16 protein-coding genes are annotated in these 16,274 nt (G+C 68.0%); 12 read left to right on the forward strand and 4 right to left on the reverse strand.

Annotation, left to right across the window (positions count from 1 at the left end; genetic code table 11):
• Positions 1 to 12: 12 nt before the first annotated feature.
• Positions 13 to 321 (reverse strand): MarR family winged helix-turn-helix transcriptional regulator, encoded by a 309-nt coding sequence (locus tag H7965_RS12950; RefSeq protein WP_222440590.1) that lies wholly within the window; start codon positions 319 to 321, stop codon positions 13 to 15.
• Positions 300 to 443, reverse strand: a complete 144-nt coding sequence (locus H7965_RS30360; protein ID WP_222440591.1) for a hypothetical protein — start codon at positions 441 to 443, stop codon at positions 300 to 302. Before H7965_RS30360 ends, H7965_RS12950 begins: the two co-directional genes overlap by 22 nt.
• A 67-nt stretch (positions 444 to 510) precedes the next feature.
• On the opposite strand from H7965_RS30360, the gene H7965_RS12955 reads away from it, so the two are divergent.
• The 12 genes from H7965_RS12955 to H7965_RS13010 all read left to right on the forward strand — a co-directional run bounded on the left by H7965_RS12955 (position 511) and on the right by H7965_RS13010 (position 13,187).
• Positions 511 to 1,710, forward strand: coding sequence for an amidohydrolase family protein (locus H7965_RS12955; protein WP_186770999.1), 1,200 nt, complete (start codon positions 511 to 513; stop codon positions 1,708 to 1,710).
• 47 nt (positions 1,711 to 1,757) lie between these two features.
• Complete coding sequence (locus tag H7965_RS12960) at positions 1,758 to 2,735, forward strand: lysylphosphatidylglycerol synthase domain-containing protein (protein ID WP_186771000.1); 978 nt, start codon at positions 1,758 to 1,760, stop codon at positions 2,733 to 2,735.
• On the forward strand, positions 2,736 to 3,842 hold the full coding sequence (locus H7965_RS12965; protein WP_186771001.1) for a radical SAM protein: 1,107 nt from the start codon (positions 2,736 to 2,738) through the stop codon (positions 3,840 to 3,842).
• 4 nt (positions 3,843 to 3,846) lie between these two features.
• Positions 3,847 to 4,431 carry an amino acid synthesis family protein gene (locus H7965_RS12970; protein WP_186771002.1) on the forward strand — a complete coding sequence of 195 codons (585 nt, stop codon included), beginning with the start codon at positions 3,847 to 3,849 and terminating at the stop codon, positions 4,429 to 4,431.
• Between the two features lie 194 nt (positions 4,432 to 4,625).
• Entirely contained in the window at positions 4,626 to 5,408 is a 783-nt protein-coding gene (locus H7965_RS12975) for an ABC transporter ATP-binding protein (RefSeq protein ID WP_229682608.1), read from the forward strand.
• Between the two features lie 7 nt (positions 5,409 to 5,415).
• Entirely contained in the window at positions 5,416 to 6,141 is a 726-nt protein-coding gene (locus tag H7965_RS12980; RefSeq protein WP_222440592.1) for an ABC transporter ATP-binding protein, read from the forward strand.
• A 42-nt stretch (positions 6,142 to 6,183) separates the two neighbouring features.
• Complete coding sequence (locus tag H7965_RS12985) at positions 6,184 to 7,422, forward strand: ABC transporter substrate-binding protein (protein ID WP_186771005.1); 1,239 nt, start codon at positions 6,184 to 6,186, stop codon at positions 7,420 to 7,422.
• Positions 7,423 to 7,503: 81 nt separating this feature from the next.
• Positions 7,504 to 8,727, forward strand: a complete 1,224-nt coding sequence (locus tag H7965_RS12990; protein ID WP_315898692.1) for an ABC transporter substrate-binding protein — start codon at positions 7,504 to 7,506, stop codon at positions 8,725 to 8,727.
• Between the two features lie 58 nt (positions 8,728 to 8,785).
• Positions 8,786 to 10,015: an ABC transporter substrate-binding protein gene (locus H7965_RS12995; RefSeq protein WP_186771007.1), complete on the forward strand. Its 1,230-nt coding sequence runs from the start codon at positions 8,786 to 8,788 to the stop codon at positions 10,013 to 10,015.
• A 26-nt stretch (positions 10,016 to 10,041) separates the two neighbouring features.
• Positions 10,042 to 11,265 carry an ABC transporter substrate-binding protein gene (locus tag H7965_RS13000; protein ID WP_186771008.1) on the forward strand — a complete coding sequence of 408 codons (1,224 nt, stop codon included), beginning with the start codon at positions 10,042 to 10,044 and terminating at the stop codon, positions 11,263 to 11,265.
• 36 nt (positions 11,266 to 11,301) lie between these two features.
• A complete protein-coding gene (locus H7965_RS13005) occupies positions 11,302 to 12,186 on the forward strand; it encodes a branched-chain amino acid ABC transporter permease (protein ID WP_186771009.1) in 885 nt (294 codons plus the stop codon).
• A gap of 2 nt (positions 12,187 to 12,188) precedes the next feature.
• Positions 12,189 to 13,187, forward strand: coding sequence for a branched-chain amino acid ABC transporter permease (locus H7965_RS13010; protein ID WP_186771010.1), 999 nt, complete (start codon positions 12,189 to 12,191; stop codon positions 13,185 to 13,187).
• A 142-nt stretch (positions 13,188 to 13,329) separates the two neighbouring features.
• On the opposite strand, the gene H7965_RS13015 is transcribed toward H7965_RS13010, so the two are convergent.
• Positions 13,330 to 14,913 carry an ABC transporter substrate-binding protein gene (locus tag H7965_RS13015; protein WP_186771011.1) on the reverse strand — a complete coding sequence of 528 codons (1,584 nt, stop codon included), beginning with the start codon at positions 14,911 to 14,913 and terminating at the stop codon, positions 13,330 to 13,332.
• 452 nt (positions 14,914 to 15,365) lie between these two features.
• Complete coding sequence (locus H7965_RS13020; protein ID WP_186771012.1) at positions 15,366 to 16,148, reverse strand: class II aldolase/adducin family protein; 783 nt, start codon at positions 16,146 to 16,148, stop codon at positions 15,366 to 15,368.
• Between the last annotated feature and the right edge of the window lie 126 nt (positions 16,149 to 16,274).

A 16,274-nucleotide genomic window follows, 5' to 3' on the forward strand; every position in this document is an offset into this window, starting at 1 on the left:
CCACAACCGGAATCAACCGAGCCGCCGCAGCAGCACGGTCAGCCGGGCCGCATCCGGCGCGGAGAGCGGCGCCAGGGTCGCCGCGGTGATCGCTTGCGCCTTCTCCACCCAGCCGGGCAGCGCCGCCAGCGCCGCCGGGGTCAGCGCCACCCGCAGCAAGCGCGCGTCAGCGGCGTCCTTCTCCCGCACCACCAGCCCGCGTGCCATCAGCCGCGTCACCACGCCCTTCACCGTCGGCGGGTCCATCGCCAGCAGCCGGCCCAGCAGGTTCTGCGACAGTGGTCCCTGCCGCCAGAGCGTCACCAGCGTGGCGAATTGCACCGAGGTCGGCCCATCCTCCCCATGATGCCCTGGAAAAGCGCCAGATGCCGCTGATAGGCGCGGCGCAACAGATGGCCGACCTGCGCCTCCAGCACGTAATCCGTGTCATCCGCATCGCCCATGTGCCATTTCTAGGCTTACGATCCCGGCTGGGCTAGGCTGGCCCGGAAGGATGGGCGGAGGGTCGCGATGGCAGTGGAGCAGGCGGCGGGGCCAGCACGGGGCCGGACCCTGGTGCGCAACATCGGCCTGCTGCTCTCGGGCGACCTCGGCGCGCCGGTGCTGGAGGCCGATGCGCTGCTGATCGAGGACGGCCGGATCGCCGCCATCGGTCGCTCCGCCGAGCTCGCCGGCCACGGCCCCGCCCACAGCGTGATCGACGCGCATGGAAGCGCCGTCTCGCCCGGGCTGGTCGACAGCCATGTGCATCCGGTGATCGGCGACTGGACCCCGCGGCAGAACCAGATCGGCTGGATCGAGAGCTGCCTCAACGGCGGGGTGACGACAATGATCTCGGCCGGCGAGGTGCATCTGCCCGGACGCCCGAAGGACATCATCGGCCTCAAGGCGCTGGCCATCACCGCGCAACGCGCCTTCCTCAACGCCCGCCCCGCCGGGGTGAAGGTGCTGGCCGGGGCACCGGTACTGGAACAGGGCATGGTCGAGAGCGATTTCGCCGAGCTTGCCGCCGCCGGCGTCACCTTGCTGGGCGAGGTCGGGCTCGGCAGCGTCAAGACCGGCTATGAGGCGCAGCGGATGGTCGCCTGGGCCCGCAGGCATGGCATCCAGAGCACCATCCACACCGGCGGCCCCAGCATTCCCGGCAGTGGGCTGATCGACAAGGATACGGTGCTGGAAGCCGACGCCGACGTCATCGGCCACATCAACGGCGGCCACACCGCGCTGTCCGAGGCCCATGTCTGCGAACTCTGCGAGCGCAGCAGCCGTGCCATCGAGATCGTCCACAACGGCAACGAGCGTGTCGCCATCGCCGCGGCGCAGGCGGCGCGCGACCTCGGCCAGCTGCATCGCGTCATCCTCGGCACCGACAGCCCGGCCGGCTCCGGCGTGCAGCCGCTTGGCATCCTTCGGCTGATCTCGCTGCTCGCTTCGCTCGGCCGCATCCCGGCGGCGCAGGCGATCGCGCTGGCGACCGGCAACACCGCCCGAATCCGCGGGCTGGATGCCGGGCTGATCGAGGTGGGGCGCGCGGCGGATCTGGTGTTCCTCGACCGTGCCCAGCACACGGCGGGGCGCGACCTGCTGCACAGCATCGAGCTCGGCGACATCCCCGGCATTGGCGGGGTGATGATCGATGGCGCGATGCGTTGCGGCCGCAGCCGCAACACGCCACCGGCGGAGCGGGTGCCGGAAGTGCTCGGCCACTGAGCCCGGAGCCTGTCACCCCAGGCTGGGGCCGCGGCATCCGCAACGGGTTGCTGCTCGGCGCCTGCGTGCTGCTGGCCGCGGTGGCGCTGAACCACGACGACCTGGCCGCGCTGCGCCGTATGCTGGCCGAGGCGCCCTTCGCGGTGGCGATCTCCATCGCCGTGCACCTGCCGCAGATCCTGCTGACCGCGCTCGCCTGGCGTGCCCTGCTGCCGCCGGCGGAACGGCCGTCGCTCGGCGCCATGGCGCTGCTGCGCTGGTACCGGGAATCGGCCAATGCGCTGCTGCCGGCCGGCGCGCTGGTCGGCCAGGCCGCCGCGGCAAGGCTGCTGGCGCGGCGTGGCGTCGCCGGCGACAGGGCAGGGGCCACGGCAACGGTCGATCTGACCCTGGAGGGCATCTCGCAGCTGTTCTTCACCCTGGCCGGGGTGGCGCTACTGCTGGCAGGGGGGGATGGCGCCGGGCTGCTCGGCTTCGCCGCGGCCGGATTCGGCATCGCCCTCGGCGGCGCGGCGGCGATGGTGCTGGTGCAGCGCCGGCTGCCGCTGAAGCTGCTGGAGCGTGGCCTTGCCCGGCTGGCACGGCGCTGGCCGGCGCTGCGGCCGGGCTGGATCGGCGAATTGCAGGTGGCGATCCTCGCCCTGCACGCGGACTGGCCGCGGCTGGTCCTTGCCTGCCTTTGGCACAGCGCCGCATGGGTGCTGGGCGCGGTGGAGATTGCCGGGGTGCTCTGGCTGCTTGGCCATGACGTGACCCTGGCCGAGGCGCTGGTGATCGAGAGCCTGGCGCAGGCCCTGCGCAATGCCGGCTTCATGCTGCCAGGGGCGCTGGCGGTGCAGGAAGGCGCCATCATCGGCGCCGCCGCGCTGGTCGGCGTGCCGCCCGGCCTGGCGCTGGCGGTGGCGCTCGTCCGCCGGGCGCGGGAGGTGGTGATCAGCCTGCCTGGCCTTATCGCTTGGCAGCGGGCCGAACTCCGGCCTATGCGGTCGGTGGCAGGGGGCGGCACCGCCCCGGGGGACGGGTGAATGGCGAGTGTCGGTGGGGTGATGGATCTGCTGCGGCTGGTGCCGAGTGGCGGCCCGGCGATCTGCAACGTATCCGTGACGAATCTGTGCAACGCCACCTGCGACTTCTGCAATTTCGCCCACGACAAGGGCTTCGTCACCGACCGCCGCACCCTGGATGCCAGCCGCTTCGCCGAGGGGCTGACGCTGCTGAAGGCGCAGGCCGGCGTCCGCTTCGTCACCTTCATGGGTGGCGAGCCGCTGCTGCACCCGAAGATCGTCGAGATGGTGCGCACCGCGACCGGGATGGGCGTGCAGCCGACCATGGTGACCAATGGCTGGCTGCTGCCGCCGAAGGTGGATGCGCTGGCCGACGCCGGCATCACCACGCTGTTCATCTCGATCGATGCGCCGGAGGCCGCGACGCATGAGAAGAACCGCGGGCTGCGTGGCGTCTGCGCCCGCATCGCCGAGGCCAATGCGAAACTGGTGGCGCGTGAGGTGACGCCGATCGCCTCGGTCGCGATGACCCGGCTGGTCACCGACTACCGGGCGCTGGCACGCTTCGTGAAGGCGCTGGGCTTCGCCGCCATCACCTTCAGCTACCCGCGCAAGGCGCCGCTCGGCTCCTCCTCCCTGGTGTGGTCGGAGGACAGCGAGCTGGTCGACATGTCGCCGCGGGAGCTGCTGGCGGCCTTCGATGCGGCGGAGACGGCGCGGGAGATCATCCCGGTGCACAACCCCCGCGAGGGCATCGCCGACATGCGACGCCGCCTGACCGGAGAGGGCGAGCGCTTCGTCTGCCATGCCGGCTACAAGTATTTCTACCTGGACTGGAACTACGATCTCTGGCGTTGCGAGGATTGGGCCTCGCCACTCTCCTCGCTGTGGGATTTCACCCGGGAGAAGATGATGCGCGACGGTTGCCAGGCCTGCACCACGGATTGCTATCGCGACGCCAGCATCATGCTGCAGTTTTCGGTTGCCATCGGCGATGCCTTCGCCCGGCTGAAGGAAGGCCGGCCCGTTGCCGCCTTCCGGGCAATTGCCGACCGCCGCAACGCTGGCTCGATCGGCGCCGTCATCGGCCATGGCCGCCGGCTGACACGCCTGGCCGGAGCGGGCTGAGCCGATGCCCGCGATGATCCGCAAGCTGGTGACGGTCCTTGACGAGACCCGGCAGGAGATGGGCCGCCCGGTGACGCCTGCGATCCGCCGCGCCGCTGTCTGCGCGGTCATCGCCAATCCCTTCGCGGGGCACTACGCCGAAGATCTGTCGGAGCTGGTGGCGCAGGGCGAGGAGCTGGGTGCGTTGCTGGCTGCCCAGGCGCTGGCCGCACTCGGCATTCCCGGCGAGGCGGTGCACAGCTTCGGCAAGGCGGCGGTGGTGGGCGAGGCCGGGGAGCTGGAGCATGCCGCGGCGCTACTGCATCCGAAGATGGGCGCACCCGTACGGGCAGCGCTGGGGAAGGGGCCGGCGCTGATCCCCTCGGCCAAGAAATCCGGCGGACCGGGCACCGCCATCGACGTGCCGCTCGGCCACAAGGACGCCGCCTTCGTGCGCAGCCATTTCGACGCGATGGAAGTACGGGTACCGGACGCGCCGCGCGCCGGCGAGATCCTGGTCTGCCTCGCGCTCACCAGCGGCGGCAGGCCGCTGCCGCGCATCGGCGGGCTGACGGTGGACGGGATCGAGGGGCGCGACGGGCTGCGCTGACCGCAGTGCTGCCGACGGTTCGGCTTCATTCGGTGTCTCTGTCACACACGGGTAACAGCGCCGCCCCGGGAGGCTATCCACCGCGGAGAATGCGTGGAATTCACCTGGGACGGCCTTGCATCCGTCGCAAGGTCCGGCCATACCTTGCTGAAATAATGGCTGTTTACCGCCACCAACAGGGGAGAGCGATCCGGGTGTCCGACACCATCCTGGAAACCGAAGGGCTGACCAAGGAATTCCGGGGTTTCGTCGCGGTCAGCGACGTCACCCTGAAGATCCGCCGCGGCAGCATCCATGGGCTGATCGGCCCGAACGGCGCCGGCAAGACCACCTGCTTCAACCTCCTCACCAAATTCCTGCCGCCCACCCGCGGCAGCATCCGCTACGACGGCCGCGACATCACCGGCATGAAGCCGGCCGAGGTCGCGCGTCTCGGCTTGGTGCGCAGCTTCCAGATCTCGGCGGTGTTCCCGCACCTTTCGGTGCTGGAGAATGTGCGGGTGGCGCTGCAGCGGCAGCGTGGCGGCAGCTTCGATTTCTGGCGCTCCGATTCGCTGCTCCGGCAATATGACGACCGGGCGATGGCGCTACTGGATGATGTCGGCCTCACTGGCTATTCGGCGCTGACCGCGGGCGAACTGCCCTATGGCCGCAAGCGGGCGCTGGAGATCGCCACCACGTTGGCGCTGGATCCCACCATGCTGCTGCTGGACGAACCCACCGCCGGCATGGCGCATGAGGATGTCGACCGCATCGTCGCGCTGGTGAAGCGCGTCTCGGCCGGCCGCACTGTGCTGCTGGTGGAGCACAACCTGAAGGTGGTCTCCGGCCTCTGCGACACCATTACCGTGCTGGCGCGCGGCAGCGTGCTCGCGGAAGGCGACTACAACAGCGTGGCGCGCAACCCGGATGTCATCGCTGCCTATCTTGGCACCGAGGCCCATACCGTGTCCGAGGGAGTGCCGGTGCATGGCTGAGACCCTGATGGCTGAACGTCCCGTGGCAGCGACTGACGCGCTGCTGGCGGTGCAGGGCCTCGAAGCTTGGTACGGCGAGAGCCACATCCTGCACGGCGTGACGCTCGACGTCCGCCGCGGCGAGGTGGTGACACTGCTGGGGCGCAATGGCGCCGGCAAGACCACGACCCTCCGCGCCATCATGGGCCTGGTCGGCCGCCGCTCCGGCTCCATCCGCTTCGACGGGCGGGAGACGATCAACGATCGCTCCGACCGGATCGCCCGTGCCGGCATCGGCTATTGCCCGGAAGAACGCGGGATCTTCGCCACCCTCAGCGTGACCGAGAACCTGATGCTGCCGCCGGTGGTGCAGCCGGGCGGGCTCGATCTGGCGACCATCTACACCCTGTTTCCCAACCTCAAGGAGCGGGCGAACAGCCAGGGCACCAAGCTCTCGGGCGGCGAGCAGCAGATGCTGGCGATCGCCCGCATCCTTCGCACCGGCGCCAAGCTGCTGCTGCTGGACGAGCCTTCTGAGGGCCTTGCCCCGGTCATCGTGCAGCAGATCGGCCGTACCATCCGTGAGTTGAAGGCGCGCGGCTTCACCGTACTGCTGGTGGAGCAGAATTTCCGCTTCGCCCAGACGGTGGCGGACCGCCACTACGTGATGGAACACGGCCGGGTCGTCGACATGGTGCCGAACGACCAGCTCACCGCCTCTCTCGACCGGCTGCACGCATATCTCGGCGTCTAACCGCGCGCAGACGCGGGGCGCCAACAGGGAGGAAAGCTACCGATGACGACTACGACCCGTAGGGCCGCACTGAAGGCTGCCGCGGCGCTGCCTGCCCTGGGCGGGTTGCCCTGGCGGAGCGCGAAGGCGCAGGCGGCGAATACCGTCAAGCTCGCGCTGCTGTGCGACTTCTCCGGCACCTACCGGGACGTGACCGGGCCGACCGAGCTGGCCTGCATCCGCCAGGCGGCGGCCGAGTTCGCCAACCGCGGCTTCAACGTCGAGGTGGTCTACGCCGACAACCAGAACAAGCCCGATGTCGGCTCCAACATCACCCGTACCTGGATCGACCGCGACGGCGTGGATGTGGTGATCGACGGCGGCGCCTCCTCGGTGGCGCTGGCGGTGAACGACATCGTGCGGGAGAAGAACAAGGTCTTCCTCAACACCTCCTCGGCGACCTCGGACCTTACCGGCTCCAAATGCTCGCCGAACACGGTGCACTGGACTTACGACACCTGGATGCTGGCGCGCAGCACCGGCGGCGCCACGGTTAAGGCGGGCGGCGACAGCTGGTACTTCATCACCGCAGATTATGCCTTCGGCCATGCGCTGGAACGCGACACCGGCACCTTCGTCAAGGCGCAGGGCGGCAAGGTCCTGGGCGCGGCGCGCACGCCCTTCCCGGGCACCACCGACTTCAGCAGCTTCCTGCTGCAGGCTGCGGCGGCGCGGCCGAAGGTGATCGGCCTGGCCAACGCCGGCTCGGATACGGTGAACTGCATCAAGCAGGCCGCCGAATTCGGCCTGAACCGGCGCGGCATCCGCCTCGCCTCGCTGCTGATGTTCCTGCCGGACGTGCATGCCATCGGGCTGGAGACGGCGCAGGGGCTGGTCTGCACCGAGACCTTCTACTGGGATCTCAACGACCGCACCCGCGCCTTCTCCGCCCGGGTCCGGCCGGAGATCGGCAACAACGCGCTCTGCATGAACCATGCGGGCGGCTATGCCGCAGCGGTGCATTACCTGAAGGTCGTGGCCGACATGGGCGCCACCGCCGCCAAGGCCTCGGGTGCCGAGACTGTCGCGCGGATGAAGGCGATGCCTTGCGACGACGACTGCTTCGGCCCCGGCCGCATCCGCGAGGACGGTCGCAAGCTGCACCCGGCCTACCTGTTCGAGGTGAAGAAGCCCGAGGAAAGCCGCGGTCCCTTCGACTACTACAAGCTGCTGCAGACCACGGCTGCGGAGGAAGCCTTCCGCCCGCTGGCCGAGGGCGGCTGCCAATTCGTCCGCAGCTAGCGGACGCACAAGGACGAACGTGGGCCGGGCGGCAGCGCCACGCCGGCCCCGAACGCTGAAGCCGGAGATTCAGGGATGGTAATGAACAGGAGAGCTCTGCTTGGGACTGGTGCCGCGGCGGCGGCTGTCACCACGCTGCCACGGCTGAGCCGGGCGCAGGCGGCGAATACCTACCGCATCGGGGTGCTTACCGACATGTCGGGCACCTACCGTGACAACACTGGGCCGACCTCGGTCATCTGCGTTCGCCAGGCGGTCGCCGAGTTCGCCAACCGTGGCATCAACATCGAGGTGATCGAAGCGGATCACCAGAACCGTCCGGATCTCGGCGTCAGCCTCGCGCGGCAGTGGTACGACCAGGGCATCGATATGCTGCTCGACGTGCCGACCTCCTCGGTCGGGCTCGCGGTGCAGCAGGTGACGCGGGAGAAGAACAAGGCGGTGCTGCAGGTGGGCTCCGCCACCGCCGACCTCACCGGTCAGGCCTGCAGCCCGAACGCCGTCCATTGGGCCTATGACACCTACATGCTGGCGAAATCGACCGGCGCGGCGATGGTGAAGGCAGGCGGCGACAGCTGGTACTTCATCACCGCCGACTACGCCTTCGGCCATGCGCTGGAACGCGACACCACGGCGCAGGTGAAGGCGAGCGGCGGGAAGGTGCTCGGCGCGGTGCGCACGCCCTTCCCGGGCACCACCGACTTTTCCTCCTTCCTGGTGCAGGCGATGGCGACGCGGCCGAAGATCATCGGCCTCGCCAATGCCGGGCTCGACACCATCAATTGCGTGAAGCAGGCGGCGGAGTTCGGGGTGACGCGGCGCGGCACACGGCTCGCCTGCATGCTGATGTTCATCACCGACGTGCATTCCATCGGCCTGGAGCAGGGCGGTGGGCTGGTGCTGACCGAAAGCTTCTACTGGGACATGAACGACCGGACCCGGGCCTTCCTCAACCGGGTGAAGCCGCGGTTGGCGAATGTCTACCCGAACTGCATCCATGCCGGGAATTATTCGGCGACGCTGCATGCGTTGAAGGCGGTCGCCGATATGGGCGTGCCCGCCGCGAAGGCCTCGGGCGCCGATCTCATCAGCCGCATGAAGGCGATGCCGACGGATGACGACGCCTTCGGCCCGGGCTCGATCCGCGCCGACGGGCGGAAGATCCACCCTTCCTTCCTCTTCGAGGTGAAGACGAAGGCGGAGAGCCGCGGCGCCTGGGACTACCTGAAGCTGCTGCAGACCACCTCGGCGGAGGAGGCCTTCCGGCCGCTCGCCGAGGGCAATTGCCCGCTGGTCCGGAGCTGAGGCTGGAGGTCGCGGCGGGCGACGGGCGCCCGCCGCCGTTGCTGGAGGTAAGCCTTCGATGAGTGCCACTCGCCGTAGCCTGCTTGCCGCATCGGTCGGCGCCACCCTGATGCCGGGGTTGCCGCGGCTGTCCCGAGCCCAGGCGGCGAACACCATCCGGATCGGCGTGCTGAACGACCAGTCCGGCCCCTATCGCGACATCAGCGGGCCCTACGGCATCGAATGCACCCGCCAGGCGGTGGCCGAATTCGGCGACAAGGGCTTCGCGGTGGAGGTGATCACCGCCGACCACCAGAACAAGCCCGATGTCGGCGTGAACATCGCCCGGCAGTGGTATGACCAGGGTGTCGATCTCATCCTGGACGTGCCGACCAGCTCGGTCGGGCTCGCGGTGAACAATGTCGCGCGGGAGAAGAACAAGGCCTACATCAACACCGGCTCGGCGACCTCTGACCTCACCGGCGCGCAGTGCAGTCCGAACACGGTGCACTGGATGTACGACACCTACATGCTGGCGAAGTCGACCGGCGGCGCCATGGTGAAGGCGGGTGGCGACAGCTGGTTCTTCATCACCGCCGACTACGCCTTCGGCCATGCGCTGGAACGCGACACCGGCACCTTCGTCAAGGCGGCGGGCGGCCGGGTGCTGGGAGCGGTGCGCTATCCCTTCCCGGCGACCTCCGACTTCTCCTCCTTCCTGGTGCAGGCGCAGGCGTCGCGCGCCAAGGTGATCGGCCTGGCCAATGCTGGCGCCGACACCATCAACTCCATCAAGCAGGCGGCCGAGTTTGGCATCACCCGGCGCGGCACCAAGCTGGCGGCGTTGCTGATGTTCCTGCCGGATGTCCACGCCCTTGGCCTGCAGACCGCGCAGGGGCTGGTGCTGACGGAAAGCTTCTACTGGGACCTGAACGACCGCACCCGTGCGGTCACCCAGCGGCTGCAGCCGCGGCTAAAGGATATGAAGCCGAACATGGCTTCCATCGCCAATTATTCGGCCGCGCTGCACTACCTGAAGGCGGTGGCCGACATGGGCATTGCGGCTTCCAAGGCCTCGGGGGTCGAGGTCGTCAACCGGATGAAGGCGCTGCCCTGCGATGACGATGCCTTCGGCCCGGGCCGGATCCGCGAGGACGGCCGCAAGCTTTGCCCCTCCTACCTGTTCGAGGTGAAGACGCCGGCCGAGAGCAAGGCGCCATGGGACTACTACAAGCTGATTCAGACGACCCCCGCCGAGGAAGCCTTCCGCCCGCTGAACGAAGGCGGCTGCTCCCTCGTGCGGAGCTAGCACCGTAATCAGGGAGGGAGAATCACATGGCCATCCAGCGACGTGACCTGATAGCTGCCGGTGCCGGTGCTACGGCTCTGGGTGGCCTGCCGTGGCGCGCGAGGGCGCAGACGCCGACCATCCGGGTCGGCGTCATCAATGACATGTCGGGCCCGTACCGGGACAGCGGCGGACCCGCCAGCGTGGTGATGACCCAGCAGGCGGTGCAGGATTTCGGCAATCGCGGCTTCAACGTCGAGGTGTTGCAGGCCGATCACCAGAACAAGCCGGATGTCGGCGCCAATATCGCCCGGCAATGGTTCGACCAGGGGGTCGACGCCGTCGTCGACCTGCCGACCTCCTCGGTCGCGCTGGCGGTCAACCAGATCGCGCGGGAGAAGAACAAGGTCCATCTGAACTCGGGCGCCGGGACCTCCGACCTCACCGGGTCGCAGTGCAGCCCGAACACGGTGCACTGGACCTACGACACCTACATGCTGGCGAAGTCGACCGGTGCGGCGGTGGTCAAGACCGGCGGCGATAATTGGTTCTTCATCACCGCCGACTACGCCTTCGGCCATGCGCTGGAACGCGACACCAGCAATTTCGTCAAGGCGGCGGGCGGCAAGGTGGCCGGCGCGGTGCGCTATCCCTTCCCGGCGACGACGGATTTCTCCGCCTTTCTGCTGCAGGCCCAGGCCAGCCGCGCCAACGTGATCGGCTTGGCCAATGCCTCGACCGATACGGTGAATTGCATCAAGGGCGCGCGCGAATTCGGCCTGCAGCGGACGATGAAGATCGCTGCCCTGCTGATGAGCAATATCGATGTGAAGGCGCTCGGCCTTGAATCCGCTCAGGGGTTGCTGCTGTCCGAAAGCTTCTACTGGGACATGAACGACCGCACCCGGGCGCTGACCGAGCGGGTTCGCGCCAAGAACCAGGACCGCCCGCCGGCGATGACCCCGGCCGGCTGCTACGGCGCGGTGCTGCACTACCTGAAGGCAGTCGCCGACATGGGCGTCGCCGCGGCCAAGGCCAGCGGCGTCGAGGCGGTGAACCGGATGAAGGCGATGCCGACCGACGACGACGCCTTCGGCCCCGGCATGATTCGCCCCGACGGTCGCAAGATCCACCCGGCCTATCTGTTCGAGGTGAAGGCGCCGGGTGAATCCCGCAATCCCTGGGACCTCTACAAGCTTGCTGCCACCACCCCTGGCGAGGAGGCCTTCCGCCCCCTCGCCGAAGGGGGCTGCGCCTTCCTGCGCAGCTGATGCCTGATCCAACCGCTTAGAACCGGGACGACCCGCATGGATGATATCTTCGGCATACCCGCGCCGCTACTGTTCGGGCAATTACTGCTCGGCCTGATCAACGGCGCTTTCTACGCCATGCTCTCGCTCGGCCTCGCGGTCATCTTCGGGCTGCTGAACATCGTGAACCTGGCCCATGGCGCGCAATTCATGATGGGCGCCTTCGCCGCCTGGATGCTGCTGGCCTGGGGCGGCATCGGCTATTGGTGGGCACTGCTGCTGGCGCCCATCATTGTCGCCGTGACCGGGGTGATCCTCGAGAAACTCTTCATCAGTCGATTGTACAAGCTGGACCACCTCTACGGCCTGCTGCTGACCTTCGGCCTGGCGCTGATCATCGAGGGCATCTTCCGCAACGAGTTCGGCTCCTCGGGCCTGCCCTACCGCATCCCGCCGGAGCTCTCGGGCGCCTGGGACCTCGGCTTCATGTTCCTGCCGATCTACCGCGGCTGGGTGGTGATCGCGGCGCTGGTGCTGTGCCTGGCGACCTGGCTGATCATCGAGAAAACCCGGCTCGGCGCCTATCTGCGCGCTGCGACCGAGAATGCCGCGCTGGTCCAGGCCTTCGGCGTCAACGTGCCGCGGATGGTGACCTTGACCTACGGCTTCGGCGTGGCGCTGGCGGCCGCCGCCGGCGTGCTGGCAGCACCGATCTATTCGGTAAATCCGCAGATGGGCTCCAACCTCATCATCGTGGTCTTCGCGGTCGTCGTCATCGGCGGCATGGGTTCGATCCTCGGCTCGATCCTCACCGGCTTCACCCTCGGCGTGGTGGAAGGGCTGACCAAGGTGTTCTGGCCGGAAGCCTCCGCCACCGTCATCTTCGTAATCATGGCGATCGTGCTGGTGGCGCGTCCCGCTGGCCTGTTCGGGAGGGCCTGACCATGGCTGACACCACCGCTTCCATCACCGCCGGCACGCTGTCGGCGGCGGAGAAGGACGCCGCAGGCATCTGGGGGTTCTCCCGGGCGCAGCTCATCGCACTTGGGATCATGGTCACCTTCCTGGTGGTCTCGCCCTTCGTGCTCTACCCCGTCTTCCTGATGAAGCTGCTCTGTTTTGCCCTCTTCGCCTGCGCCTTCAACCTGCTGATCGGCTATGTCGGGCTGCTGAGCTTCGGCCATGCCGCCTATTTCGGCATGGGCGGCTATCTCGCCGGCCATGCGGCGAAGGTCTGGGGGCTGACGCCGGAACTGGCGATCATCGTCGGTGGCGCGACCGCAGCCGGGCTCGGTGCCGTCGCGGGCTGGATCGCCATCCGTCGCCAGGGCATCTACTTTGCCATGATCACCCTGGCGCTGGCGCAGATGGTCTATTTCTTCTGCGTCCAGGCGCCCTTTACCGGCGGCGAGGACGGCATCCAGGCCATCCCGCGCGGCAACCTGTTCGGCCTAATCCCGCTCGACCGCGACATCACCATGTACTGGATGGTTGCGGCGGTATTCCTCGGCGGCTTCTTGCTGATCCACCGCATCATCCATTCGCCCTATGGCCAGGTGCTGAAGTCCATCCGCGAGAACCAGCCGCGCGCCGTCTCGCTCGGCTACCGGACCGATGACTACAAGCTGCTGGCCTTCATCCTCTCGGCAACCCTGGCGGGGGTGGCGGGCGCGACGAAATCCCTGGTGTTTGGCATTGCCACCCTGACCGACGTGCATTGGTCGATGTCGGGCGAGGTGGTGCTGATGACCCTGGTGGGCGGTCTCGGCACGGTGTTCGGGCCGGTTATCGGCGCGGGCATCATCGTGGCGATGCAGAACTACCTGGCCGAGATGGGCGCCTGGGTGACGGTGATCCAGGGCATCATCTTCGTCATCTGCGTCATGGCTTTCCGCCGTGGCGTGGTCGGCGAGGTCGCCGCCCTGCTGAAGGTCAAGCTCTAGAGCGCGAAGTCGCTCTACGAACAACAGGCTGCAGCGGATTGCCGTTCAGACATGAACGCGATCCGCTGCAGCCCAGCGTTAACCGTCGTCGAATCACCATGGGCTCGCTCACCGAATGGGTTGAGGCGCGCCTCCGCCAGGCTCAGGCGCGCCTGATCCCGTAGAACAGCGCCACGCCCTTCAGCATGCCCTCAAGGTCGCCACGGAGCGCGGTGGGCGAGAAGAACTGGCCGAGTGGCACATAGGGCACCTGGTCGAAGGCGATCCGCTGCATCTCCCGGCCGATCCGCGCCTGCGTCGCCTCGTCGGCCGCCTCGAACCAGGAGTTGCGCAGCGTCTCCAATGCCGGGATCTCTGGCCAGCCGAACAGGGCGGCGCGGCCATGGCCGCGGATCAGGTTGTTCGCCGCCGGGTTGACCTGGGCGCTGCCCGCAGTCCAGCTCACCACCGCATTCCAGCCGCCCTGCGCCGGCGGATCCTGCTTCAGGATACGCTGCACCACCGTGCCCCAGTCGGTCGCCACGTAGTCGAGGTTGATGCCGATCTTCCGCAGCAGGTCGCCCTGCACCTCGCACATGGCGTTGATCACCGGGAAGTCGGTGGCGGCGAGGAAGGTCACCCGCTCGCCCTTGTAGCCGGCTGCCTCCAGCTCGCGCTTCGCGGTGGCGTGGTCGACCGGGTTGCGCAGGATCTCCATGCCCTCGTCGCTCGCCATGACCGAGGGCGGGGCGAAGAAGCCGTAAGGCACCCTCCAGAAGCTCTGGTCCTCGCTGGCCGCGGCGATCATGAAGTCGCGCTGCTGCGTCGCGCGCAATACCACCCGGCGGATCGCCGGGTTGTCGAAGGGCGGGTGCAGGCAATTCGGCCGGAAGAAGCCGATCGAGCCATTCGGATCGAGGATATCGATCTTCACGCCCCGGCTGCGCCGGAGCTGCGGCACGAGGTCGATGGAGGGCAGCTCCCACCAATCCACCTCGCCCCTTTGCAGCGCGGCGCTGGCGGTCGCGGCGTCCGGGATGGTCAGCCACTCCACCCGGTCAAAATGCACCTGCTTGCCACCCGACATATAGGCGGCCGGTTCGCTGCGCGGCACATAGGCCTCGTTCCGCGCATAGATGTTGCGGCTGCCTGGCACCCGCTCCCCCGTCAGGTAGCGGTAGGGTCCGCTGCCGATGATCTCCGGCACTGCCTGGGAGGAGGGCAGGGTGGCGTGGCGTTCCGGCATGATGGCGCAGAGATGCGTGCCGACCTTGGCCAGCGCATCCGGCAGCAACGGGAAGGGCTTCTTCAGCCGGAAGCGGATGCTGCGGTCATCCGGCGCCGAGACCTCGTCGGTCACCGCCCAGAGCGCTTGGCCAAAGGCGTCTCGGCTGGCCCAGCGCCTGACCGAGGCGGCAGCGTCGCGGCCGCGCACCGGCTCGCCATCGTGGAACCTCAGCCCCTCGCGGAGCCGGATGGTCACTGTCCTGCCGTTGTCCTCGACGCTGTGGCCCTCGGCCATCTGCGGCCGGGCGCGGAGGTCGGCGTCCCAGCCGTAGAGGGTGTCGTAGACCATCAGCGCATGGTTGCGGGTGACGAAGGCGACGGAGTGGATCGGGTCCAGCAAGGCAAGGTCGGCCTGGGGCACGAAACGCAGCACGCGGCGGCCGGGTGCTCCCTGGGCGGCGGCGAGGCGCGGTGCGGCGAAGGCCGCGGCGCCGGTGGCGAGAAGGGATCGACGGCGCATCCTCGGGCCTCCGTTCACGCTGATGGAGGATGCTGCGTTGCGGCATGGAACCAGTCAAGAAACATTACATCCGTCGGCGGGCCGGTCTATGCACCCAAAGGTGGTTCATCCACGCGAACTCACATCCAGTGAGGGAAATCATGGCGCGGCAATCACGCCACACGGCTGTGTGATGCGGATGATGCCAAAACGTCACTTATCGCCGTCCCCGAACAGCTTTGGGACGGCCAGTTCTTTTCCACAGCTCTGGGGATAAGCCTGGGGGGCGTTCCTGGGAAAGCCTGTGCAACCCCTTGTGGATCGCGCGACTGTGAGGTCATTCCGCTCCCGACCAGGACGCCGTGGCCGCCAGCGGATGTCCCGCGAACCGAGACATGCGCAACGACCCGCAGGCCTGGCCACGTCGGTACGGCAACGGGGCCACGGCGCCGCCGGGCCCCCTGCCTCGCGGCTCAGTCCTTGTAGTCAGGCTCCTTGCGATCGAGGATCCGCTTCAGCGCGGCGAAATGCCATTCGGCATTCGACTTGTTGCCGTATTTCGGCGCCTTGCCGGCAAACTGCGTCACCGTATCCTGCACCACCGCCTCCGGCAGGAAGGCCAGCGGCTTCTGGGTCCACATGGCATAGAGCTGAACCTGCGCCACCCGCTCCACGTAGTAGAGCCGGTCATAGGCCTCGGCGACGGTGCGGCCGACGGTGGCGACGCCGTGGTTGGCCATCATCAGCACGGTCTTGTCGCCGATGATCCCAGCCAGCCGCTCGCCCTCGGCCGGGTCGAAGGCCGGGCCCTGGTAGTGCATGTCATAGGCGGTGTGGATCATGGTGCCGATCTCGGTCTGGCCGATCGGCAGGATCCGCGGGTCCTCCAGCCGCGACAGCGCGCTGGCGAAGGGCATGTGGGTGTGGAACACCGCGGCGGCCCGCTCGTTCAGCCGGTGGATCGGCGCATGGATGGCGTAGCAGGATTGCTCGATCTCGCCCTCGCCGGCCAGCAGCCTGCCATCATAGCCGACTTCCATGAAGGTCGAGGCACGGACCTCGGACCAATGGGTGCCGAAAGGGATCTGGTAGTAGCGGTCGTCGGTCCCTGGCACGCGCAGCGTCAGGTGGTTGAAGATGCCTTCGTGAAAGCCGTGCATCACCGCCAGGCGGTGGGCGGCGGCGAGATCGACGCGGGCCTGCCAACGGGCATCCGCCAAGCTCAGGTCGGTGGCCTCATGGGTCTCGAGCGGCATGGCATGTCTCCTGCTTGCGCTTGTCCTGCTTGTGGTAGCGCTGCCATGTTAGAGTGGATCGCGTTCGGGTCTGAACGCAATCCACTCCAGTCAAGCGACACCTGCGGCCAGCACGATTTCGATCCA

It is taken from the genome of Siccirubricoccus deserti (assembly GCF_014283215.1).
Lineage (GTDB): Bacteria > Pseudomonadota > Alphaproteobacteria > Acetobacterales > Acetobacteraceae > Siccirubricoccus > Siccirubricoccus deserti.